Below are 22,399 nucleotides of genomic sequence, written 5' to 3'. Positions count from 1 at the left end.
GCGCAGCCCTTGATGCGCCTCGCTTTAGCTAGGAATAGTTATGAAAAAACTGCTGTCTGCAGCTGTACTGGGCCTTTCTCTGATCAGCATGAATGCCATGGCGCATGGCACTGCCAAGCCTCAGCACGGTGGCATTGTCCAGTCGGCCAGCGATCTGTCCTTTGAACTGGTTCAACAGTCCAATGGTGCTGCCATCTACGTTATTGATCATGATGATCCTGCTGACGTGAGCAAGATGGGCGGCAAACTGACTGTGCTCAATGGCGCAGAAAAGTCTGAAGCTGACATCAAGCCTGCTGGTGGAAACAAGCTCGAAACAACGGGCGTCAAGGTTGCGAAGGGCAGCAAAGTTGTTGCGACCATCACCGGTGTTGAAGGCCAAACTGTCACCGTACGCTTCTCGGTGAAGTAATACCCAAAGGTAAGACGAGGTAGCTATGAATGTTCTGGCAAACCGTGGAGTTGTCGCCGCACTCAGCGCAGCAGTTTTATTTGGCGCAGGTACCCCGGCAGTCAAGATATTGCTGGAGCATGCCAGTCCCTGGTTGATGGCGGGCATTCTCTACCTCGGCTCTGGCATAGGTCTGCTGATCTATAGACTGATTACGAAAGCTCCTACCGTATCCCTGAAGCGAAATGAGATAGGGTGGTTGGCCGGAGCCGTCATAGCAGGCGGCATGATGGGTCCGCTGCTTTTGATGACAGGCTTGTCTGCGATGGCGGCAACCGATGCCTCTTTGCTGCTCAATGCAGAGGGTGTGCTGACTGCTGTTTTAGCCTGGTTTGTGTTCAAAGAAAACTTTGATCGCCGTATCGCCTTGGGTACGGTGGCGATCGTCGCTGGTGCGGTCGTGCTCAGCTGGCCGAGCCAAACGGGCTCCGCGAGTCTTTGGCCCACGCTTGCAGTGCTCGGTGCTTGTCTGTCCTGGGGCATTGATAACAATCTGATCCGTAAGGTGTCGACTGCCGATGCCTCATTCATTGCAATGATGAAGGGCCTGGCTGCCGGTGCCACCAATTTGCTGCTGGCTCTCGCGACAGGTGCTGCCTGGCCGTCACCAGGAATCGTGGCCCTGGGTTCTGTGATTGGCTTCCTGAGCTATGGCACGAGTCTGGTCTTGTTCGTGATCGCCTTGCGCTATCTGGGTACAGCTCGTACAGGCGCGTATTTCTCCATCGCGCCGTTTTTTGGAGCTGTGCTGGCCATTGTTCTCTTGGGAGAACCTGCATCGCCTCGATTGCTCGTTGCAGGCGTTCTGATGGGTATCGGGGTTTGGCTACACCTTACTGAAACCCATCAGCACGAGCATACCCATGAGTCGCTAGAACATAGTCATGAGCACGAACATGATGAGCATCATCAGCATGTCCATGCGCTTGGGCTGCCGGCAACCGGTAAGCACACGCATTTGCACACTCATGAGACCATGACTCACACCCATGAGCATTTCCCGGACATTCATCATCAGCACGACCACAAACATTGACTATTGCACTGGTTCTCTTGAATGCGCTTGGAGGATGATTCGCGGGGAGGAGCGCAATCCGGCTCAAAGCAGTCATCTACTTGAAATGCACCGACGTCAGTTCGAATCTGCGAGCAGCTGACATTCGATGGCCCATTGAAGGTAGAGCCGCCGTCCGTCAGGTGGGATGACTGCTGCGCCCCCCAGACCGGTCACTGTTGCAAGCCTGAGTGAGGGAAGTACAAAACCCGGTGAGAGCCGGCTCACGCCAAGCTTTTGAGAAAAATCCTAGAAATCGTCATCTGAACCACAAATACCATGCTCAGAAAAGGTATTTGTGGAATCTCAATGGCTAACCAACGATTTCGAAAACGCAGACTGATGCCAGTCATTTTGCAATTCTTGTGCACTTCGTTTCTTGTGGCTGCACCAATGGTGGCAAAGGCTGAAGGTATCTGCATTATCACGATGAACGATGGTCGGCTGCTTTCGGTGCTTGACTGGCAGATTCAGTCCTGGGACACGGGGGATTTTGATCCGTCGGTCCCCGTGGGATCAGTCATTAATACGAAGAAAATCCGGCTCACCGGCGAGAGCGGGTTCATCGAGTGCAAGACACCATTCGGCGCCACGCGCTACAGCGGGATCGGCCAGCCGGGTTCGTATGACACCTTCACGACTTCCATTGCTGGCGTGGGGATCCGAATGAAGCTAATGCCCAGTTTACAATGGTGGCCCCAGACATGGTATGACAACCGTACGAGGTATTATCTGACGGACACTCAGGAACTTACTGTGGAATTGGTGAAGACGGGGCCCATCACGTCAGGGGGGTATATTGGCGGACTGATCGGTGAGGGCAGATATGTCGACCTGCAATATACCTTTAGAAGATTCTACATAGAAGGACGCGGCATCGCGGTTGAGCCTAAAGTGCCGACATGCAAGCTCAATACCTCACTGGTTACGGTACCTCTCGATGGGATCAGTGTCTCCGACCTGATGGATAACGGCAAAGGGCCATGGAAGGATTTCACTCTGAACCTTACATGTAGCGGGGGCGGTACAGGTGCAACCACAAGAATGTTTATTGTATTTTCGGATGCGCAGAATCCGGCGAATCGATCAACGACGCTGTCCCTTTCCGGAGATTCGGTGGCCAAAAATGTAGGTATCGAAATTCAACGAGAAAATGACCAACTCGTGAGATTCGGGCCCGAATCGGAGGAGGTCCATCAATGGAAGGTCGGCGAATTTGGTAATGGGCCGGTGGATATCAAACTGAAGGCCCGTTATACCTGGACGTCGCTCGTGCAGAGGCCGACGCCCGGCAGCGCGAATGCAGATGCTACCTTTGTCATTAGCTATAAATAAACTGTGGCTGGCACGAGCCAGCAAACCGAAGGTTTGCGGCTGAGACGAGGTGCTGCCCCTGCAGGAAAGCCACCTTGCTCTGATTGGCGAGACCAGGGATCGGGACGCAGGCTCGCTAGTGGTGACGACCCCGAGCAGTCATGTGGCTTCACTCAAAGCCTGTCTTATTCTGGGTAGGAGAGAACAGTTTTTCGAGTGTCAGCTTGTCATTCCAGACATTGGCAAGACTGATGCCATACGCTTTCTTGACCATCGATGCAAAAGTCTCAAGCGCTAAAGCATCCGGCATCCACTTGTATGGATACAGGCTGCGATAGATCCCCAAAAAAGTGTCCCCGGGCTCGAAAGACAGTCGTTTCTTTTTGGGCTGCTGCCCCAAGGAATAATTCAGACAGCCCTGTCCTTGGCTACGTAATATGAGTTGACGAACATTGCAGTGTGCTGCAAAGACTGGCGTATATCCGGCTTGGCTATTCCATGCCTGTTGGCAAATTGCTCGACTGCCGCCGTATCAAAGCGAGTGGTCTGGATAAAGTCCAAGGCTTCGGCGTCTGTATTCAAGAACCGTGCGACGGGAGGAATACTCAGCAGCAACTTCAGCAATCGCAGGGGAATGTGATGCCTGGGAGGCTTCAAGCCCATGGGTTGTGCGACCTGTTCCAGGAGCTCTCGCAAGTTGGGACTTTGGTCATCAAGCGCCAGCAGTTCCTTGCCCACCATGGCCGGATCGAAAGCACAAGCCGCCACCAACTCGACCAGGTAATCCACGGTGACCAGTGGGAGCCAATGCTCGGCGGTTCCGGGCACTGCAGCCAGATTTCCCTGCGCAAGATTGCGTATCAGTGCCACCAGCGGCTGACTGTCAAGGATATGCCCGGTACGGCTGTGGCCACAGACCGTCGCGGGGTGAACTACGGTAACTTCCCCGCCCTTGGCGGACATGACCCGCAGGGTCGCAAAGTGCGCCTCCAGCTTGCTCGCCTCGTAAGCACCGACGTGCCGGTAGACGGCAGGCCAATTCGTCAGTTCCGGTTGACGAGGGTCAATTCCGATGCGCAGCAGATGTTCATGATTCTTCAGCATGTAGCCGCCGATCATCACCAAGCGGCTCTTTTGCCCAGCCGCCAGCAGCGCCACGCGCTTTGCTCCTTCGACATTGACCGCACGAGAATGCTCCAATGAAAGCCCCCAAGCGAAGTGGGCACCCAGGTGGAATACGACTCTGGCCTGCTTTAGCACTGTTTGGTCGGCAGGACTCAGCCCGAGGTCGTCCCGCTCAAGGTCGCCAGCAACGGCAAATATCCGGGTTGCAATCCCTCCCAGATTGTCGACTTGCTCACGCAGTGCAGCCAGTCGCTCTGGGCGACGCATCAACACCCGGACGGTGTGACCCTTGGCACTCAGGTTCGCCAGCAAATGTTGACCGATGAAGCCGGTCCCTCCCGTGACAAAGCACTCCACGCTCATTCTCTTGCTCCTTGGTAAGGTGAGAAATCAAATGTAGAGTGTCGACCCAACTCTATAGTCAAGCGGTATTTTCATGAGAATCGGCGAACTTGAGACCCGCAGCGGCGCCAGCCGCCATACTTTGCGTTACTACGAGCAAATCGGCCTGATCTCGCCGACGCGACGAACCAACAACTATCGCGTCTACACTGCGCAAACCCTGCAGGATCTGAACTTCATCCAGCGTGCGCAAAGCATGGGTTTTTCCCTGGGGGAAATAGGGCAGATTCTGGATGCGCAGCGGAACAAGACGATCGATTGTGCTGACGGTGCCAAGCTCATTGAAAAGAAGATGGCGGAGATCAGACAGAAAATCGCCGACCTCAAAAGCATTTATCGCTATCTGGATGAAGAGCGTGCAAACCTCGAAGCCAGCGCTGCCAGGCAGCTTGAGCTTCAGCAACTGGCCAAGGCTTCGAGCTGAGCTGTCGGCATCCAGATACGGAAGCTGCCGCCGGCTTCCGGTTTCAAGCTCCGGCTCAAGCATTTTCTGAAACGTAGCGGCCAGACCCAGTCTGGTCCAGTGCGGGCCTGAGCGTCCACTCTGTCGGCAACTTCTGCAAAGCAGACCTGGGACGACTGCACGCGAAGGTCTGCGATGGGGCGATCTGCGACTGTCGCAGTCCGGCCCGACGCAGCCATCAAATCTTCAACCGAGCCAATGTCTAAAACTCAATACCTGTCCATGATTTCTCTCTAGGAGCATCCGTTTCGGGAGCATCAAGGTAACGACAATGGGGCCAGGGCGCGTCGCCGAAGGTGAAGTACATCCGGGCTGCCACACTGGCTCCTGTCGAGGCTAGGGGAGCATCATTGCGACCGCCCTGGCGGAAGCGGGGCGAGTTCCATCCGGTCCCGTCCCTTGCGCTTCGACGCGTATAGGGCTTCGTCGGCCCGCTTGAGCCAATGTGACAGCTCGGTCTCGGGCTGGTCGAACAAGGTCGCACCGATGCTCAGGGACACTGGCTCCGGTGTTGCGAACATGGCGCGCGCCTGCTGTGCGAACGACTCGCGCAGGTTTTGCCCCAGCACCTGCGCGGCGGCACCGGAGACACTGGGCAGCAGAATCACGAACTCGTCTCCGCCCAGTCGCGCTGCCAGCGCGCCGTGGGGCAGCAAGCCGCGAATGAGGTCGCTCAGTGTCACCAGCAGGCGGTCGCCGGCATCGTGACCATGCAGGTCGTTGACCTGCTTGAAGTGGTCAATGTCGATCAGCAGCAGGGCACCGGGGCTGGCTGGCGAGGCCTGCCGCAGCAGCTCAGGTGCGCGCAGATAGAGTGCTCGGCGGTTGTCCAGGGCGGTCAGCGGGTCGCGGGCGGCGATCTGCGCCATACGCTCTTCACGGCGATGGCGCTCGGTGCCGGTCATGGACATCGCGAGCAGCATGATCGCCATCACGCCTTCCACCAGCGAGACCAGTATCACCACGCCTCGGAAACTGGCCAGGTTGACGAAAGCGTCCGGCGCCACGGCCGAGCCGGCCTTGCCGAGGTAGAACAGGCCGTGTGCCAGCAGGACGAAACGCAGCTGCGCCGCACCCACACTCAGCGCTCGGCCATGTGGGCGCAGCAGCAGGCCGGCGCGCAGGGTGATGACGGCAATCAGCAGCGACTGGATGCCCAGCATGGTCTTGGACCACCATGGCCCGTCGGGCAGAAACAGCATCGCCAGCCAGACGACGGCCAGCAGCCACCAGGTGCGCGGCAGCCGGGTGCGCGTGAATCCGGCAACGCCAGCCAGGAACAGCCAGTGGGCGACGATCAGCAAGCCGTTGGGAAACCAGATGCCGAACAGTACATAGCCGCTGGAACGCAGCAGGGCCAGCACGCTGCCCACGGCGATGATCGTGAACCCCGCGCTCCAGAGCAGCAGGGAGCGTTCGCGAACGATGCTCCATTCTGCAGCCAGGTACAGCGCCGAGGCGGCGGCCATGGCCGCGGAGAGTACGAGCAGGGTGAAGGGGTCGAGAGCCATGGACGATGGATGTGTCAGCGCGGGTGGGGTTCGCGCGAGAGCCGCCCGGCCAGGAGCAATGCGCGGGAGCCGATCAGCTGCTCGGTGGCGACGGTCGGGGCCATGGCATTGAAATGGAGCGGGCCGCAAACGAGGCGAATTGTCGCAGGATGCTGATTTTCAGGCATCTCTTGTGAGCTGGATCGTCGGGAGGACGTAACGGATGGAGCCTGGCATAAGGAGAGGGCGGCCGCATGCGGACCAGCCGCGTGGCCTCGTCGCCACGGCAGCGCATTCACACATGAAAAAGCCCCGGGGCAGGGGGCCACGGGGCTTGGTGTCCGAGTCAGAAGAGCTTACTCGGCGCTGGGAGGCACATAGCCGGCTGCGGCATCGGCACCGCCGCCAAAGAAATGGTTTTCCATCTGGCGAGCCAGATACTGGCGGGCGCGGGCGTCGGCCAGGTTCAGACGGTTTTCATTGATCAGCATGGTCTGGTGCTTGAGCCAGTCGGCCCAGGCCTGCTTGCTCACGCTTTCATAGATACGCTTGCCCAGCTCGCCAGGGGCAGGAGGGAAGTCCAGGCCTTCAGCGTCTTGACCAAGCTTGATGCAGTGAACGGTACGTGCCATGTGTAGGGTCCTCTTGGTTGATTTCAGATGTTTGGGTAATAACAAACTGAAATCTTAGTAGTTTGAGTTTTAAGAATGCGGCTCAAGAATGCACAGCAACGGGGCAGAAGCCCGTTAACCATTCACTCCAAGAACACAGTCCAATGAAAAATCGTCGCAACTTTATCAAGTTTCCTCTGGCTGCCGGTCTGATTGCTGGCTTGACCCTCTCGGCTCTGCCCACATTGCCCGCTTTTGCACAAACCGGCGTTCAACTGCTCAACGTTTCCTACGACCCCACACGCGAGCTGTATGTGAACTACAACCAGGCGTTTGCCAAGTACTGGAAGGCTGCGCAGAACCAGGATGTGACCATCAAGCAGTCGCATGGCGGCTCGGGCAAGCAGGCTCGCTCCATTATCGACGGCATTGAGGCCGACGTGGCCACACTGGCCCTGGCAGGCGATATCGATGCCCTGGTCAAGAACGGCAGTGTCAAGGCCGACTGGCAAAAGCGACTGCCGCACAACAGCGCGCCGTATAGCTCCACCATCGTGTTCCTGGTCAAGAAGGGCAATCCCAAGGGCATCAAGGACTGGGACGATCTGGTCAAGCCCGGCATTCAGGTGATCACGCCCAACCCCAAGACCTCGGGTGGTGCACGCTGGAACTATCTGGCAGCCTGGGAGTTTGCCAAGCGAAAGTACGGCGGCGATGCACAGGCCAAGGATTTCATCACCAAGCTCTACAAGAACGTGCCCGTGCTGGACACCGGCGCGCGCGGCTCCACCGTGACCTTTGTGCAGCGCGGCCTGGGTGATGTGCTGCTGGCCTGGGAGAACGAAGCCTATCTGGCACTCAAGGAGTTCGGCCCCGAGAAGTTCCAGATCGTCGCGCCTTCGCTGTCCATCCTGGCCGAGCCTTCGGTGGCCGTGGTCGACAAGGTGGTCGATAAAAAGGGTACGCGTGCCGTGGCCGAGGCCTATCTGAAGTATCTGTACTCCGAGGAGGCCCAGCGCATTGCCGGCAAGAACTTCTACCGCCCGACCGATGCCAAGGTGGCAGCCGAGTTTGCCGGCCAGTTCCCCAAGCTGGAGCTGTTCACCATCGACAAGGCCTTTGGCGGCTGGGCAGCGGCAGACAAGGCTCACTTTGCCGACGGCGGCAGCTTTGATCAGATCTATACCAAGAAATAAGTGAAACGCAAGACGGGGGCACCATGAGTGCTCCTGTCTTTGCAATAACTAAAAGATAGAGCCAAGCCATGTCGATTTTGCTGATTGCCGGTAGCCCCTCGCAGCCCTCGCGCTCCAGTGCCCTGCTCAATGCCGTGGCTGCCCGCCTGCAGGCACAGGGCCTGAGCACAGAGTCCGTGCTGCAGCTCAACCAGCTGGACCCTGCAGCGCTGTTGCATGCCCGCTTCGATCACCCCGAGATTCGTGCCGTGACCGATAGAGTGGCCCGGGCCGACGCGGTGGTGGTGGCCACACCCGTTTACAAGGCGGCCTACAGCGGCCTGCTCAAGGTGTTTCTCGATGTGCTGCCGCAGACGGCGCTCAAGGGCAAGCTGGCACTGCCTCTGGCCACTGGCGGCAGCCCTCACCATATGCTGGCGCTGGACTATGCGCTGCGCCCCGTGCTGCAGTCGCTTGGCGCGCGCCACATATTGCCCGGCATTTATGCCACCGACCAGGGGGTGCCCCTGCTGCCTGAAGGCGGCTATGGCCTGGCCCCCGAGATCGCCGATCGCGTCGAGGATGCAGCCCAGTTGCTGGCCACCGATCTGCGCCGCAGTGCCCAATGGGCCGCAGCCAATGACTTTGAAAGCATCGCGTTCTCCGACGTGCGATGTAGCGTTTAAGTAGGTCCCCCTGAGCGGCTTTGCCGCTTCCCCCAGGGGACGACGACCTTTGCTGCGGGGCGGCGGGGCCGCCTAGGCCCTTGCTGGCCGTCCTTTCTCGCAGCGTTGACGCATTTACCATTTTTTTGATAGCAGTCCCCGCACTGCGAAGGCCGAGTTGCGCCTGAAATCAGGCCGAAGGTGCGCCTGAAGTGTGTGGACTGCAAGCTCCAAGGATTGATTTCTCATGACCGATCGCAACAACACTTCTGACGTCATTTCGTCGCAATTGCTGAACAGCACACGCCGTCAGTGGCTGGCGGGTACGGCAGCCTCGGCGCTGGCCCTGGCCTCGGGCGGACTGCATGCGCAGCAGGGCAATGGCACGGCAGGCGGGCAGCGCGTGCTGCGCGTGGGCCATCAAAAAGGCTGGCTGTCGATTCTCAAGAATCGAGGCACGCTGGAAAAGCGCCTGACCCCGCTGGGCGTGGCCGTGCGCTGGGTTGAATTCAATGCCGGCCCTGTGCAACTGGAAGCGCTCAATGTCGGCTCGATTGACTTTGGCGATGTGGGCGAGGCTCCCCCCATCTTTGCCCAGGCCGCCGGGGCGCCCCTGGTCTATGCGGGGGCCACGGTGGCGCGCCCCGGTCTGGAGGCGGTGATCGTGCCCAAGGGCTCGGCGATCCGCAGCGTGGCCGACCTCAAGGGCAAGCGCATTGCCTACAACAAGGGCTCCAACGTTCATTACTTCCTGGTCAAGCTGCTGGAAAAGCATGGCCTCAAGTACGGCGATGTGCAGTCGGTCTTTCTGGCGCCTCCCGATGCGCGTGCCGCGTTCGAGAAAGGCTCGGTCGATGCCTGGGTGATCTGGGACCCGTTCCTGGCCTCGGCCCAGAAGGCTCTGGATGCACGTCTGCTGGCCGATGCCAAGGGCGTGGTCAACAACCGTGCCTACTACTTTACCTCGCGTGACTATGCGAGCCGCAATGCCGATGTGCTGCGCATCGCGATCGAGGAAATTGCCGCCATCGATGCCTGGGCCGGCAAGAACAAGAGCGCAGCAGCGGCAGAGCTGTCGCAGATCCTGGGCCTGGATACCGCCGTAACCGAGCTGTACCTGAGCCGCGCCGAGTTCGGCACCAAGGCCGTGAATGCCGAAATCCTGGGTGAGCAGCAAAGGATTGCCGACACCTTCTTCGATCTCAAGCTGATCCCCAAGAAGCTCAATTTGCTGCATTCCGCGCCCGTGGACTTGCTGGCCAGCCGCTGATTCATGAAAAGGTCATTGCCATGAGTTCAGCATCCTCTTCACCCCGTTTCCATCGCGGCCGTCGCCAGGCTCTGCAACTGCTGGGCACCACGGCTTTCAGCTGGACCCTGGCCGCGTACTACGCCAACGATGCACTGGCCCAGCCTGTGCCGGCTATTGCAGCTCCGGCCCAGTTGCGCATCGGCTATCAGAAGTCGGCCGTCAATCTGGTCGTGCTCAAGCAGCATGGCGTTCTGGAAAAGCGCTTTCCAGGCACCAGGATCAGCTGGCTGGAGTTTCCAGCCGGGCCGCAGTTGCTGGAGGCGCTGTCGGCCGGAAGCCTGGACTTTGGCCTGACCGGCGATTCGCCGCCCGTGTTTGCCCAGGCTGCGGGCAAGGATCTGCGCTACGTGGGGGCCGAGCCGCCCAAGCCTGAAAGCTCGGCCATTCTGGTGCTCGCCGATTCGCCGCTGAAAACCCTGGCCGAGCTCAAAGGCAGGCGCGTGGCGCTGCAGAAAGGCTCAAGCGCCCATTACTTGCTGGTGCGTGCGCTGGACAAGGCGGGTATTGCCTGGGCCGACATTCAGCCTGTGTATCTCGCTCCGGCCGATGCACGCGCAGCGTTCGAGCGCGGAAGCGTCGATGCCTGGGCCATCTGGGACCCGTTCTATGCGGCCACCGAGCTGAGCATCCGGCCGCGCGTGCTGACCAGCGGTGAGGGGCTGTCTGGCAACAACTCTTTCTATCTGGCCTCGCGCGGCCTGGTCGAGCGTCATCCCCAGCTCATCAAGGCCTTGTTCGACGAGCTCACGCGCGCCGATCAGCTGGTGCAGACCTCACGCAAGGAGGCCGTGCAATTGCTGGCCGCTTTCAGCGGGCTGGATGCGAATGTGGTCAGCCGCTTTATCGGCCGCAGGCCCAGCTCGCCGACCACGCTGCTCAACCCCGCCATCGTGGTCGAGCAGCAGCGCGTGGCCGATACCTTTTTTCGTCTGGGCGTGATTCCACGCCAGGTGAAGGTGGCCGACATCGTCTGGCAGCCCACCCCGGCGGAATACGCCGGCCATGGCCAGGGGAGCCCCGCCGCTTCATCCATCACGCCCGCCGTGGCATCCAGGTTCTAAGTCAGGTTCAAGGAGATTTCGTCATGCAAGTGTTCTGGTTTATTCCCACCCATGGTGATGCCCGCTACCTGGGCAGCAGCGAAGGCGCACGCCAGCTGAGCCATGACTATGTCAAGCAGGTGGCCGTTGCGGCCGACAGCCTCGGCTACGAAGGTGTGCTGATTCCCACAGGCCGGTCCTGCGAAGATCCCTGGGTAGTGGCGTCCAGCCTGTTGCCCGTCACCAGGCGCCTCAAGTTCCTGGTGGCTGTGCGCCCCGGTCTGCATCAGCCCAGCCTGGCTGCGCGCATGGCAGCCAGCTTCGACCGGCTTTCCGGCGGGCGGCTGCTGATCAATCTGGTCACGGGCGGCGATCAGGCCGAGCTGGAGGGCGACGGTGTGTTTCTCGATCATGCGACGCGCTATGAGCAATCGGCCGAGTTCATCGAGATATGGCGCGAGATTCTGGCACGCAGCCATGAGGGAAAGTCGCTGGATTTCGAAGGTCGGCATCTGCAGGTCAAGGGGGCCAAGCTGCTGTTCCCGCCGCTGCAAAAACCCTATCCGCCCGTCTATTTCGGCGGCTCTTCGCCCGCCGCCCACGAGCTGGCGGCAGAGCAGGTCGATGCCTATCTGACCTGGGGCGAGCCTCCGGCCGAAGTCGCCAAAAAGATTGCCGATGTGCGCGAGAAGGCCGAGCGCCGTGGCCGCCAGGTCAAGTTCGGCATTCGCCTGCATGTGATTGTGCGTGAAACCGATGAGGAGGCCTGGGCCGACGCCGAGCGATTGATCAGCCGCCTCAAGGACGAAACCGTGGTACAGGCCCAGGCCGCATTTGCGCGCATGGATTCCGAAGGCCAGCGCCGCATGGCCCAGTTGCATGCGGGCGGCACCAAGCGCAGCCGCAAGGACCTGGAGATCAGCCCCAATCTATGGGCCGGCGTGGGTCTGGTGCGTGGCGGTGCGGGTACGGCCCTGGTGGGCAGCGCCCAGGCTGTGGCCGACCGCATCAAGGAATATGCAGATCTGGGCATAGACACCTTTGTGCTCTCGGGCTACCCGCATCTTGAGGAAGCCTATCGCTTTGCCGAGCTGGTCTTCCCGCTGTTGCCGGTCAACGTGCAGGAAAAGCTGGGCGGCGGCAATCCGGGTGGCCCGTTTGGAGAAACCGTGGCCAATCTGTACTCGCCGCGAGCCGCCGCTTCGGGAGCCGCCGCTTCGGAGCGCGAGCAGGTCCGAGTGTCGCAAAGCTGAAGGAGTGTGTATGAGTGATGTTCAAACGCTGACGTTGCCATCTGCGGCCCAGCCTGCAAGCCCGCCGGTGCCGCGCCTGGAGTTGCTGGTGCGTCAGTTCGCCTTGCGGCTGCTGCCCTGGCTGTTGCCGGTCGCGCTGATCGCTGCCTGGCAGGCCGCATCGGCCTATGGCTGGCTGTCCACACGGGTACTGCCCGCGCCGCTGGATGTGTTGCGGGCAGCCTGGGCTCTGGCAGAGTCGGGCGAGTTATGGACCCATGTCAAGGTCAGTGCCGGGCGTGCGCTGGCGGGGCTGGCCATTGGCGGCAGCCTGGGCTTGCTGCTGGGTTTGCTCACAGGCTCGCTGCGCTGGGCCGAGACGCTGCTCGATTCCACGATCCAGATGGTGCGCAACATCCCCGCGCTGGCGCTGATTCCGCTGGTCATTCTGTGGTTCGGCATCGACGAATCGGCCAAGCTGTTTCTGATCAGCGTCTCGGTGTTCTTTCCCATCTATCTGAACACCTTTCACGGCATTCGCAACGTGGATCCGGGTCTGATCGAGATGGGCCGCAGCTACGGTCTCACGCGCTGGCAGCTGTATCGCGACATCGTCTTGCCGGGAGCGCTGTCTTCCATCCTCGTGGGCTTGCGTTTTTCGCTGGGCCTGATGTGGGTGATTCTGATCGTGGCCGAGACCATCTCGGCCCAGGCAGGTATCGGCTACCTGACCATGAATGCACGTGAGTTCCTGCAGACCGACGTGGTGCTGGTGGGCATCTTGCTCTACGCAATCCTGGGCAAGCTGGCCGATGTGTTTGCCCGTTCGCTCGAGCGCTGGTGGCTGCGCTGGCATCCGAGCTATGGAGCCCCCTGAGCCGCTGCGCGGCTTCCCCCGGAGGGGGACGACAGCCTCGCTGCACGGCGGCGCTTGCTCGCTGTCACGCGCATGTGCTGCGCCAGTTTTGAACAGACAAAGACGGGAGTTGGTGATGAGCAGTTTGTGGAGTCGTTTGACGCAGTCGCTGGTGGGTGCAGGTGCGCTGAATGCGCGTCAGCCGCTGGTGGCCTGGGAGGCTTCCTGGGACGAGGCCGAGGCCTTGCAGGCGAGTGGAAAGCTGTGGCAGCGGACCAAGGATGAGGAAGAAGAGCAGCAGGGCAACAGCAAGCAGCCGGATGTGCAGCAGAAAGCGGCCCAGGGTGTGCATCTGCAGACGCTGCAGCTGACCAAGCGCTATGGCGAGCGTGAAGTGCTCAAACAGGTGCAGCTCGATGTACAGCCCGGCGAGTTCATCGCCATCGTTGGGCGCAGCGGCTGCGGCAAGTCCACCTTGCTGCGCCTTGTGGCCGGGCTGGAAGAGGCCAGTGCGGGGCAATTGCTGATCGATGCGGGCGATGCGCGCGAGCAGCGCCGGCAGAACAGGGATACGCGCATCATGTTTCAGGATGCGCGTCTGCTGCCCTGGAAGCGGGTGCTGGATAACGTGATTCTGGGGTTGCCCGATTCGGCACGCGAGCGCGGCCGCAAGGTGCTGGCGCAGGTGGGCCTGGCTGACCGCGAAAACGAATGGCCGGCAAGGCTGTCGGGCGGTCAGCGCCAGCGCGTGGCCCTGGCCCGTGCCCTGGTTCACCAGCCACGGCTGCTGCTGCTCGATGAGCCGCTGGGCGCTCTCGATGCGCTGACGCGCATCGAGATGCACCGCCTCATCGAAGGTCTGTGGCGCAGCCATGGCTTCACGGCCTTGCTGGTCACTCACGATGTACAGGAGGCCGTGGCCCTGGCCGACCGCGTGGTGCTGATCGAGGATGGGCGCATTGCGCTCGATGAGCGCATTGATTTGCCGCGCCCGCGTGTGCATGGCGATGCCCGCTTTGCTGCGCTGGAGACGCGCATTCTGGATCGTGTGCTGCAAAAGCCCGAGTCAGAACAGGCAAGCGGATTGCCGAGCTGGCCTGGTGTGCCGGCTACGGGTCTGCGCTGGGCGATTTGAGCATCCAACGAAAACAAAGAGAAACAGGCGGCTGGCGCAGCCGCAAGCTGTGCCGCCTGCCATCAAGATATGAATTTTCAGCAACTGCGTTCGGTCCGCGAAACGGCAAGGTGTGGCTTCAATCTGACCGAAGTGGCGGCCATGCTCCACACTTCGCAGCCCGGCGTGAGCCGGCAGATTCGCGAGCTCGAGGAGGAATTGGGCATCGATATCTTTGTGCGCGCCGGCAAGCGTCTGACGGGGTTGACGCCGCCAGGCTCGGCCTTGCTGCCTATTGTCGAGCGCATGCTGCTGGAAGCCGACAATCTGCGTCGCGCGGGCGATGACTTCCACGCCAGCGAGCGCGGCGGCCTGTCGATTGCTGCCACGCATTCCCAGGCACGCTATGCCTTGCCGCAGGTGGTGCGTGATTTCCGCAGGCTCTACCCCCAGGTTTCGCTGCATCTGCATCAGGGCTCGCCACGCCAGGTGGCCGAGATGCTGCTCTCGGGAGAGGCCGATATCGGCGTGGCCACCGAGGCGCTGGGAAGCTATGAGAACCTGGTGACCCTGCCTTGCTACCGCTGGTCGCACAGCGTGGTCGTTCCGCCCGGCCATGAACTGCTCGATACAGAAGGAGCCTTGACGCTGCAGGCGCTGGCGCGCCACCCCATCATCACCTACGAACAGGGCTACACCGGGCGTGCCCATATCGACAAGGCGTTTGCGGCGACCGGGCTGGTGCCCGATGTGGTGCTCACCGCCATGGATGCCGACGTGATCAAGACCTATGCGGAACTGGGCATGGGCGTGGGCATCATCGCCTCCATCGCTTTCGATGCCGAGCGTGACCGCCATCTGCGCGCCATCGATGCGCGCCATCTGTTCGAGGTCAATCTCACACGGCTGGCCCTGCGCCGCGATGCCTGGCTGCGTGGCTATGCCTATGCCTTCATCGAAAGCTTTGTGCCCACACTGAAGCCTGAGGTGGTGCGTGCGGCACTGCAGTCTGCCGAAGGCTGAAGTCCGGCTTCAGCTTGCCGGAAAGGGCCTCAAGCTCGCGCTGGAACAGTGCCTGAAGCCTGTTGAAAGCGGATGGCTCTGGCCCGAATTGCGCTCATGGTCACCTCGCGTGCTAGCCCACCGAGGCTGCGCCTCGCCAAAGGCGTGATGGCGCCGCTGTCCGATGCCTTGCCGGCTTGGGTTCTGATTTCTAAGATGTTTTTGATATAAAAATTTGAGTTTTTATTCTTTTGAGTTTTTTGGACAAGGTTTCAGAATTGTTTTCATGCAGTGCAGCAAGTGCTGTTTTCAAAACCTTCACGCTTTCTCAGGAGAATCTACATGTCTATTCAAGCCATCAATGTGCGCAACCAGTTCAAGGGCAAGGTCAAGGAAATCATCCGTGGTGACGTGGTTTCGGAGGTGGATGTCGAGACGCCCTGGGGCATCGTCACTTCGGTGATCACCACGCGCTCGGTCAATGATCTGGGCTTGGCAGTGGGCTCGGAAGTGGTGGCCCTGGTCAAGTCCACCGAGGTGTCCATCGCCAAGCTGTAAATCTCAGAATTCATATCGAAACAGCACCCAGCGCAGGTACTGCTTGCGCCGGGTCTTTCTTTTTGGACCCGTTAATACCACTCTTGATATATCGTTGCTTCGCCTTGCCGTACTTTGTACTGTCTGCGGCTTCACGCCTGGCCTCAATAGTAGACCTGCAGTTGGCTGGGTGGTGTCAACGGTTCCGAGGGAGCGTGGTGAGTATCGGGCGCACAGCGCCGAACGGGCATGGCCTATGAGCAGTGGACAGCAAGCAAGGGCCTTGGTGGCCCCGCCGCCCCGCAGCGAGGCTGTCGTCCCCCTCCGCGAAGCTGAGAGGGGGAAGGCGCAAAGCGCTTCGGGGGGGCCTATTCCAGCGTCATCAATGCCGCATTGCCGCCCGCTGCCGCCGTGTTGTGCGACAGAGCTCTCTCATGCCAGAGCCGCTCCAGCCGAACGGGCTGGCCTGCCACACAGCGTGTGGGCAGTATCAACGGGCCAGGGCGTCTTGCCAGGGCCTGCGCCCAGCGTAGAAATTGGGGGGCATCGCATTCCAGCAGTGCTGAATCCATGGGCTCGGTCTCTGCAATTTCCTCGACACTGAGCTCGGCAGGCAACAGCAGCACATGGCGGCGCAGTGGCTCCGGCAGCTTGCCGTGAACTGCGGTGCCTAGCGGGCCGGGTAGCCACAGTGCTTGCGAGCCGCTGGCCAGTGCGGCAGCCAGTTGCTGCAGGAGCATGGTTCTCTCCTGCGCCAGGCACAGTGTGCGCGGCTTGCCAAGCAGCTGGTAGAGATTGCGCTCGCCTGTGGGGCCGGGCAGCAGGCGCGCGGCATGCAGATCGGGCAGGGCCGATTGCAGTCGCTCGCAATCGTGGCTGACGATGGCCTCACCATGCTGCCTGGCCCAGTGGCCCAGCTGTCGCAAGGCGGTCGCCGCTGCTGCCGTGACGGGCGTGACACTGGCCTGTGCCTCTCCGGATTGATGCAGCAGCAGACTGAGCAAACTCAGGGGCGAGCCGGGTATCTGCTGCAGGCGCGGCAGATACAGCGGGCCGCCAGCCTTGGGACCGGTGCCCGACAGCCCCTCGCCGCCAAAGGGCTGAACACCGACCACGGCGCCTACCATATTGCGATTCACATACAGGTTGCCGACATGTGCCGCCTGGGCGACCTGCTGCACGGTTTCGTCGATGCGCGTGTGCAATCCCATGGTCAGGCCGTAGCCCAGGGCGTTGATGCGCTCCAGCAACTGCGGCAACTCGCGCCTTTGATAGCGCAGTACATGGAGTACGGGGCCGAAGACTTCGCGCTTGAGCTGATGCAGATCGGGCAGCTCGATCAGCGTGGGCGCCACAAAATGCCCTTGTGCAGCAGTTTCCGGGCTCAGCGGCGACTGATGGATGCGCAGACCCAGAGCCCTGAGTCTGGCGATATGCCGCTCGATACCCGTCTTGGCATCGGCATCGATCACGGGCCCCACATCGGTGGCCAGTTCGGCCGGGTTGCCGCAATGCAACTCTTGCATGGCACCGCGCAGCATGGCCAGCAGCCGGTCGGCGCAGTCGTTTTGCACGCACAGCAGGCGCAAGGCCGAGCAGCGCTGGCCCGCGCTGTCAAAGGCGGATGCAGCAATGTCCTGCACGGCTTGCTCGACCAGGGCGGATGAGTCCACCAGCATGGCGTTCTGACCGCCGGTTTCGGCCACCAGCACTACAGGCTGGCCGTCGGGGCGCAGCCTGGCGGCGGTCTGCAGAGCCAGCAGTCGCGCCACCTCGGTGGAGCCGGTGAACAGCACGCCAGCCACGCGCGCATCGGCCACCAGCGCGGCGCCCACGGTCTCGCCCCGGCCGGGCAGCAACTGCAGAACGTCTGGCGCAATGCCGGCCTGATGCAGCAGGCGCACGGCTTCAAGGGCGATCAGCGGGGTCTGCTCGGCGGGCTTGGCAAGCACCACATTGCCGGCGCCCAAGGCGGCAGCGACCTGGCCGGTGAATATGGCCAGTGGAAAATTCCAGGGGCTGATGCAGACCACTGGGCCTATGCCGGGGGCGAGCAGATCTGCATCGGCCTGCCGCCGAATCTGAGCCGCGTAATAGCGCAGAAAGTCCACGGCCTCGCGCACCTCGGACACGGCATTGGCCGCAGTCTTGCCGGCTTCACGCATCAGCAGGATCATCAGCGGCTGCATCTGCGTTTCAAAGAGCTCGGCTGCGGTCTGCAGCAGACTGGCACGCAGCTCGGCCGGGCTGGCTTGCCAGGCGGGCTGGGCCTGTGCGGCCGTCTGCAGTGCCTGCTGAATCTGCGCGGGCCCGGAATCGCTGACATAGCCCAGCAGCTCCTGATGGCTGGCCGGGTTGGTTATGGCTGTGCCGATGGTGTCGGCGGCATGCACGGCATGGATACCCTGGCGAAGTGGTGCGGGCCGGCTTTGCGCAAGCGCTTGAGACAGAGCGCTTAATACACCGTCATCGCTCAGGTCCAGACCAGAGGAGTTGCGGCGCTGTTCGCCCAGCAGATCGCGCGGCAGCACTATACGGGGGTGGGGCAGGCCTATGTCATCGGCCGCAAGAAGTGTCTCCACCCCGGTTCGGGTTTGGGGATCCGGTTGGCCCTCGGCCCAAGTTTGGTCTGCAGGGGCTGCTATCAAATCAGAGATGGGCCAGTCGGGATTGGCGATGCGGTGCACGAATGAGCTGTTGGCGCCGTTTTCCAGCAGGCGGCGCACCAGATAGGCCAGCAGTGTCTCGTGCGTGCCCACGGGAGCATAGATGCGGCAGGGGCGGCGTGCGGCCTTGTCCTCGGCCTCGACCACATGCAGATAGAGCTGCTCGCCCATGCCGTGCAGGCATTGAAACTCGTAACGTCCGGCGCTGTAGGGCTGGGCACCGGCCAATGATTCGATACTGGCCACGGTCTGGGCGTTATGGGTGGCGAATTGCGGGTAGATGGCGCTGGGTGCGGCCAGCAGCTTGCGAGCGCAGGCGATATAGGCCACATCGGTGTGGTGCTTGCGGGTGTAGACCGGGTAGTCGCTCAGACCGTCGATCTGGGCGCGCTTGATTTCGCTGTCCCAGTAGGCGCCTTTGACCAGGCGCACCATCAGACGTCGCTCGCTGCGACGGGCCAGGTCGATCAGATAGTCGATCACATAGGGACAACGTTTCTGATAGGCCTGAATCACAAAGCCCAGGCCGTTCCAGCCCGCCAGGCCAGGTGCGTGGGCCAACTGTTCCAGCAGGTCCAGCGACAGCTCCAGGCGGTCGGCTTCTTCGGCATCGATATTGAGTCCTATGTCGTAGCTGCGTGCCAGCTCGCACAGTTGCAGCACGCGCGGCAGTAGCTCGCCCATCACGCGCTGCCATTGCGCGCGGCTGTAGCGTGGGTGCAGGGCGCTGAGCTTGATGGAAATGCCCGGCCGTTCATAGACGCCCTTGCCGTCAGCGGCCTTGCCGATCGCATGAATCGCATTCACATAGGACTGCATGTAGCGCTGCGCGTCCTCGGCGGTGAGGGCGGCCTCGCCAAGCATGTCGTAGGAATAGCGAAAGCCTCTGGTCTGCAGTTCGCGAGCGCGCTCCAGAGCCTGGGAAATGGTCTCGCCCATCACAAACTGTTCGCCCATCAAGCGCATGGCCATGTCCACGCCCTTGCGCACCAGCGGCTCGCCGCCCCTGGCTGTGATGCGTTTGAGCGCCGCGAGCAGGCCTGACTCGCTATGCGTATCGACCAGCTTTCCGGTGACCACCAGTCCCCAGGCGGCAGCATTGACAAAGAGCGAGGGGCTCTTTCCCAGATGAGCCTGCCAGTCGCCGCCGCGCAGCTTGTCGCGGATCAGCGCATCACGGGTGGCTGCATCGGGGATGCGCAGCAAGGCTTCGGCCAGGCACATCAGCGCCACGCCTTCCTGCGAGGACAGCGAAAACTCCTGCAGCAGACCTTGCACCAGCCCCTGGCGCCCAGCGCTGGCGGGTTGGGCGCGCAGCTGCTCGACCAGCTTTTGCGCATGGTCTGCGACCTGGGCTGCCTCGGCGGGCGGCAGCGTGGCTGCAGGCAGCAGCCGGGCCACGGCATCGGACTCGGCCATGCGGGTGGCGCAACTGATGGCTTGACGCAGTTCATCGGCAGGGCGGCTGGAATCTGGCAGCGCAGTGAAAGTCGGCATGTCTGTGCAGGTGTCGTAGAGCCTGGACGCGAGCGGGTGCGCGGCCTTCACCATGTTCACAGCTGCATTGCATGCGGCTCGGGCGCAGCTGTCTACATAGGGAAAATCATTGCTGGTTTGTCGAAAAATGAATCACTATATTGAGTGAATTAAAAAGAGGAATTCACCAATGATCGATGCTTCAGAAGTGGATATCGACAGGATTGATCGAAAAATACTGGCAATTCTGCAAACCGATGGGCGCATCTCCAATCTGCGCCTGGCAGAGCAGGTGGCGCTGTCGCCCACAGCCGTACAGGCCCGTGTGGCCCGGCTTACGCGCGATGGTTACATCCTGGGCTACGAAGCGCGGCTGAACCCGCAGAAGCTGGGCGTGGGCATGACGGTGTTTGTCGAGGTGCTGCTGGACCGAACCACGCCCCATGTGTTTGACGAATTCAAGGCCGCCGTGCTGGCTTACCCGGCCATCATGGAGTGCCATATGGTGGCAGGGGGGTTTGACTATCTGCTCAAGACCCGTATGGCCGATATGGCGGCTTACCGTGACTTCGCGGGCCGGGTGCTGTGGCAGCTTCCGGGCGTGCGCGAGACCAGAACCTATGCGGTGATGGAGGAGATCAAGGACGATGCGCGGCTGCCTCTGTAGGAGAAAAGCGCGTTTGAATGAGGGACTCAGGACTCTGTATCTGCGTTGACGCAGGCTAGCAACAACTGCTTTTTCAGGAATGGATGGGCCGCCAAAAACATGTAAATAATTGATACACACAGAGGTGGTTGCCGCAGTGCAGGCTGCGGCACAAGCTGTGCAGTTTTTCTCGATTAATGACCAAAAAGCGGCATCTATGAGAGTCAATGCACCAGTGACACAGCGGGAGTACAGCTTTGATGAGCATGCAACTCTGATGTCCACCACGGACACGGAGAGCTACATCAAATATGCCAATCAGGCGTTCATGGAGGTCAGCGGCTTCGAGCCGCAAGAGATCCTCGGGCAGACGCACAATCTGGTGCGCCACCCGGACATGCCCCCGGCCGCTTTTGCCGACATGTGGGCCACGCTCAAAAGCGGCGAGCCCTGGAGCGCACTGGTCAAGAACCGGCGCAAGAACGGGGACCACTACTGGGTTCGGGCCAATGCCATTCCCATCATCCGCAATGACAAGGCCAAGGGCTATATGTCGGTGCGCACCCAGCCCGAGCGCAAAGAGGTCGAGGCGGCGCAAAAGCTGTATGAGTCCATGCACGACAAGGGCGGTTCAGCTCCCGAGCTGCACAAAGGCATAGTCTCCCAGAAGGGGCTGGGGAAGCTGCTGTCGATCTGGCGGCACATGGGGGTGCGCCGGCGCATTCGCCTGAACTCGCTGGCCTTGTGGGGCGCTCTGGTGCTTGGGGCCTGGCTGCTGGCTCAAAGCCAGATGCAGTTCCTGTCGATGGCGGCCTTCATGACGGTGGCCCTGATGGTGATGACGCTATTGCTCGAGAGCCAGTTCGCCACGCCGCTGGAGCTGCTCAAGCGTCAGTCGCTGAACGTGGCCACCGGCAACAACCGGCAGACGCAATACCTGCAGCGCACGGATGAAATCGGCACCACGCTGCGCACGGTCAACCAGATCGGTCTCATGTTCCGCTGGCTGGTGGACGATGTGAATCAGCAGGCGCTCAATGTTCAGCAGGCCTGTAACGAGATCGAGCAGGGCAACAGCTATCTGCACGGGCAGACGGAGCAGTTGGCGGTGAATGTGGCCCAGACCTCGGCCTCCATGGAGCAGATCACGGCCCGGGTTCAGTCCAGTGCCGATACAGCCCAAAAAGCCGGTGTGCTGGCCAGCGAGGCCAGCGCGGCGGCCTTGCGTGGGGGCCAGTCCATGGATCAGATCGTCTCCACCATGGAGTCGATTACGGCCAACTCCCGCCGCATTGCCGACATCGTCGGCGTGATTGACAGCATTGCCTTTCAAACCAACTTGCTGGCGCTGAATGCGGCCGTGGAGGCCGCCCGCGCAGGCGAGCATGGCAGGGGGTTTGCCGTGGTTGCCGGTGAGGTGCGGGCCCTGGCGCAGCGCAGCGCCGATGCCGCCAAGGAGATCAAGGCGCTGATTCAGGCCAGCACGGCCACTGTCGAGGCGGGCTCTCTGGTGGTCAGCGATGCGGGGAGCAATATCGGGGATATCGTCTCTCAGGCCCGCAGCGTGGCGGACTTCATTGCCGAGATCAGCAAGGCCACGCGCGAACAAAGCGAGGAGATCAGCCAGGTCGGGAAGTCGGTGGCGGACATGGACTATCTGACGCAGCAGAACGCGCAACTGGTGACCCAGGGGACGCAGGCGTCGAGCAGCCTGCAATGGCAGGTGAAAAATCTCGTGGAAGCGATTGGCGTGTTCCGCTAGCCCGCG

Annotated in this window: 20 protein-coding genes; 15 read left to right on the top strand and 5 right to left on the bottom strand. The window is 61.2% G+C overall.

From position 1 onward, the window contains the following. Window positions 1–40 precede the first annotated feature (40 nt). From NOX35_RS17135 to NOX35_RS17125, 3 genes are all read left to right on the top strand, one after another. Window positions 41–412, top strand: a complete 372-nt coding sequence (locus tag NOX35_RS17135) for a hypothetical protein (protein ID WP_256494123.1) — start codon at window positions 41–43, stop codon at window positions 410–412. Window positions 413–437: 25 nt separating this feature from the next. Then, window positions 438–1,487, top strand: coding sequence for a DMT family transporter (locus NOX35_RS17130; protein WP_256494121.1), 1,050 nt, complete (start codon window positions 438–440; stop codon window positions 1,485–1,487). Between the two features lie 327 nt (window positions 1,488–1,814). Next, on the top strand, window positions 1,815–2,840 hold the full coding sequence (locus NOX35_RS17125) for a fimbrial protein (protein WP_182283410.1): 1,026 nt from the start codon (window positions 1,815–1,817) through the stop codon (window positions 2,838–2,840). Between the two features lie 148 nt (window positions 2,841–2,988). Here the strand turns inward: NOX35_RS17125 and NOX35_RS17120 are convergent, their stop codons facing one another. Together NOX35_RS17120 and NOX35_RS17115 are read right to left on the bottom strand one after the other, a co-directional pair. Further along, on the bottom strand, window positions 2,989–3,219 hold the full coding sequence (locus NOX35_RS17120) for a hypothetical protein (protein ID WP_182283409.1): 231 nt from the start codon (window positions 3,217–3,219) through the stop codon (window positions 2,989–2,991). An 8-nt stretch (window positions 3,220–3,227) separates the two neighbouring features. Then, the gene (locus NOX35_RS17115; RefSeq protein ID WP_256494118.1) at window positions 3,228–4,307 is read right to left on the bottom strand and encodes an SDR family oxidoreductase; all 1,080 of its coding nucleotides are present in this window, start codon (window positions 4,305–4,307) and stop codon (window positions 3,228–3,230) included. 73 nt (window positions 4,308–4,380) lie between these two features. Between NOX35_RS17115 and NOX35_RS17110 the strand changes: the two genes are divergently transcribed. Further along, the gene (locus tag NOX35_RS17110; RefSeq protein WP_003081449.1) at window positions 4,381–4,770 is read left to right on the top strand and encodes a MerR family transcriptional regulator; all 390 of its coding nucleotides are present in this window, start codon (window positions 4,381–4,383) and stop codon (window positions 4,768–4,770) included. A 386-nt stretch (window positions 4,771–5,156) separates the two neighbouring features. On the opposite strand, the gene NOX35_RS17105 is transcribed toward NOX35_RS17110, so the two are convergent. Then, on the bottom strand, window positions 5,157–6,320 hold the full coding sequence (locus NOX35_RS17105; RefSeq protein WP_256494117.1) for a GGDEF domain-containing protein: 1,164 nt from the start codon (window positions 6,318–6,320) through the stop codon (window positions 5,157–5,159). A gap of 335 nt (window positions 6,321–6,655) precedes the next feature. After that, window positions 6,656–6,931 carry an oxidative damage protection protein gene (locus tag NOX35_RS17100; RefSeq protein WP_003053502.1) on the bottom strand — a complete coding sequence of 92 codons (276 nt, stop codon included), beginning with the start codon at window positions 6,929–6,931 and terminating at the stop codon, window positions 6,656–6,658. A gap of 143 nt (window positions 6,932–7,074) precedes the next feature. Between NOX35_RS17100 and NOX35_RS17095 the strand changes: the two genes are divergently transcribed. The 9 genes from NOX35_RS17095 (at window position 7,075) to NOX35_RS17055 (ending at window position 15,864) form a co-directional block, all read left to right on the top strand. Beyond that, complete coding sequence (locus tag NOX35_RS17095) at window positions 7,075–8,106, top strand: sulfate ABC transporter substrate-binding protein (RefSeq protein ID WP_182283406.1); 1,032 nt, start codon at window positions 7,075–7,077, stop codon at window positions 8,104–8,106. A gap of 68 nt (window positions 8,107–8,174) precedes the next feature. After that, entirely contained in the window at window positions 8,175–8,771 is a 597-nt protein-coding gene (gene ssuE, locus NOX35_RS17090) for an NADPH-dependent FMN reductase (protein WP_256494116.1), read from the top strand. A 226-nt stretch (window positions 8,772–8,997) separates the two neighbouring features. Beyond that, on the top strand, window positions 8,998–10,020 hold the full coding sequence (locus NOX35_RS17085; protein ID WP_256494115.1) for a sulfonate ABC transporter substrate-binding protein: 1,023 nt from the start codon (window positions 8,998–9,000) through the stop codon (window positions 10,018–10,020). A gap of 20 nt (window positions 10,021–10,040) precedes the next feature. Continuing rightward, window positions 10,041–11,123 (top strand): sulfonate ABC transporter substrate-binding protein, encoded by a 1,083-nt coding sequence (locus tag NOX35_RS17080; RefSeq protein WP_182283403.1) that lies wholly within the window; start codon window positions 10,041–10,043, stop codon window positions 11,121–11,123. 23 nt (window positions 11,124–11,146) lie between these two features. Beyond that, the gene (gene ssuD, locus NOX35_RS17075; protein WP_256494114.1) at window positions 11,147–12,355 is read left to right on the top strand and encodes an FMNH2-dependent alkanesulfonate monooxygenase; all 1,209 of its coding nucleotides are present in this window, start codon (window positions 11,147–11,149) and stop codon (window positions 12,353–12,355) included. 10 nt (window positions 12,356–12,365) lie between these two features. Continuing rightward, window positions 12,366–13,211, top strand: a complete 846-nt coding sequence (gene ssuC / locus NOX35_RS17070) for an aliphatic sulfonate ABC transporter permease SsuC (protein ID WP_182283401.1) — start codon at window positions 12,366–12,368, stop codon at window positions 13,209–13,211. A 115-nt stretch (window positions 13,212–13,326) separates the two neighbouring features. Continuing rightward, on the top strand, window positions 13,327–14,325 hold the full coding sequence (locus NOX35_RS17065) for an ATP-binding cassette domain-containing protein (protein ID WP_256494113.1): 999 nt from the start codon (window positions 13,327–13,329) through the stop codon (window positions 14,323–14,325). A gap of 69 nt (window positions 14,326–14,394) precedes the next feature. Beyond that, window positions 14,395–15,327, top strand: a complete 933-nt coding sequence (locus NOX35_RS17060; protein ID WP_182283399.1) for a CysB family HTH-type transcriptional regulator — start codon at window positions 14,395–14,397, stop codon at window positions 15,325–15,327. A 321-nt stretch (window positions 15,328–15,648) separates the two neighbouring features. Then, a complete protein-coding gene (locus NOX35_RS17055) occupies window positions 15,649–15,864 on the top strand; it encodes a molybdopterin-binding protein (protein WP_003053517.1) in 216 nt (71 codons plus the stop codon). A 347-nt stretch (window positions 15,865–16,211) separates the two neighbouring features. Here NOX35_RS17055 and putA read toward each other — a convergent pair whose 3' ends face one another. Further along, window positions 16,212–20,060 carry a trifunctional transcriptional regulator/proline dehydrogenase/L-glutamate gamma-semialdehyde dehydrogenase gene (gene putA, locus NOX35_RS17050; RefSeq protein WP_256494109.1) on the bottom strand — a complete coding sequence of 1,283 codons (3,849 nt, stop codon included), beginning with the start codon at window positions 20,058–20,060 and terminating at the stop codon, window positions 16,212–16,214. A gap of 115 nt (window positions 20,061–20,175) precedes the next feature. Between putA and NOX35_RS17045 the strand changes: the two genes are divergently transcribed. Next, complete coding sequence (locus NOX35_RS17045; RefSeq protein ID WP_034356242.1) at window positions 20,176–20,652, top strand: Lrp/AsnC ligand binding domain-containing protein; 477 nt, start codon at window positions 20,176–20,178, stop codon at window positions 20,650–20,652. Between the two features lie 196 nt (window positions 20,653–20,848). Next, window positions 20,849–22,393, top strand: a complete 1,545-nt coding sequence (locus NOX35_RS17040) for a PAS domain-containing methyl-accepting chemotaxis protein (RefSeq protein ID WP_182282964.1) — start codon at window positions 20,849–20,851, stop codon at window positions 22,391–22,393. Window positions 22,394–22,399 lie beyond the last annotated feature (6 nt).

The organism is Comamonas sp. C11, from assembly GCF_024496285.1.
Taxonomy (GTDB): Bacteria; Pseudomonadota; Gammaproteobacteria; order Burkholderiales; family Burkholderiaceae_C; genus Comamonas; species Comamonas testosteroni_F.
Note: the sequence above shows the minus strand (reverse complement) of the source record. Positions and strands in the feature narration are given on the sequence as shown.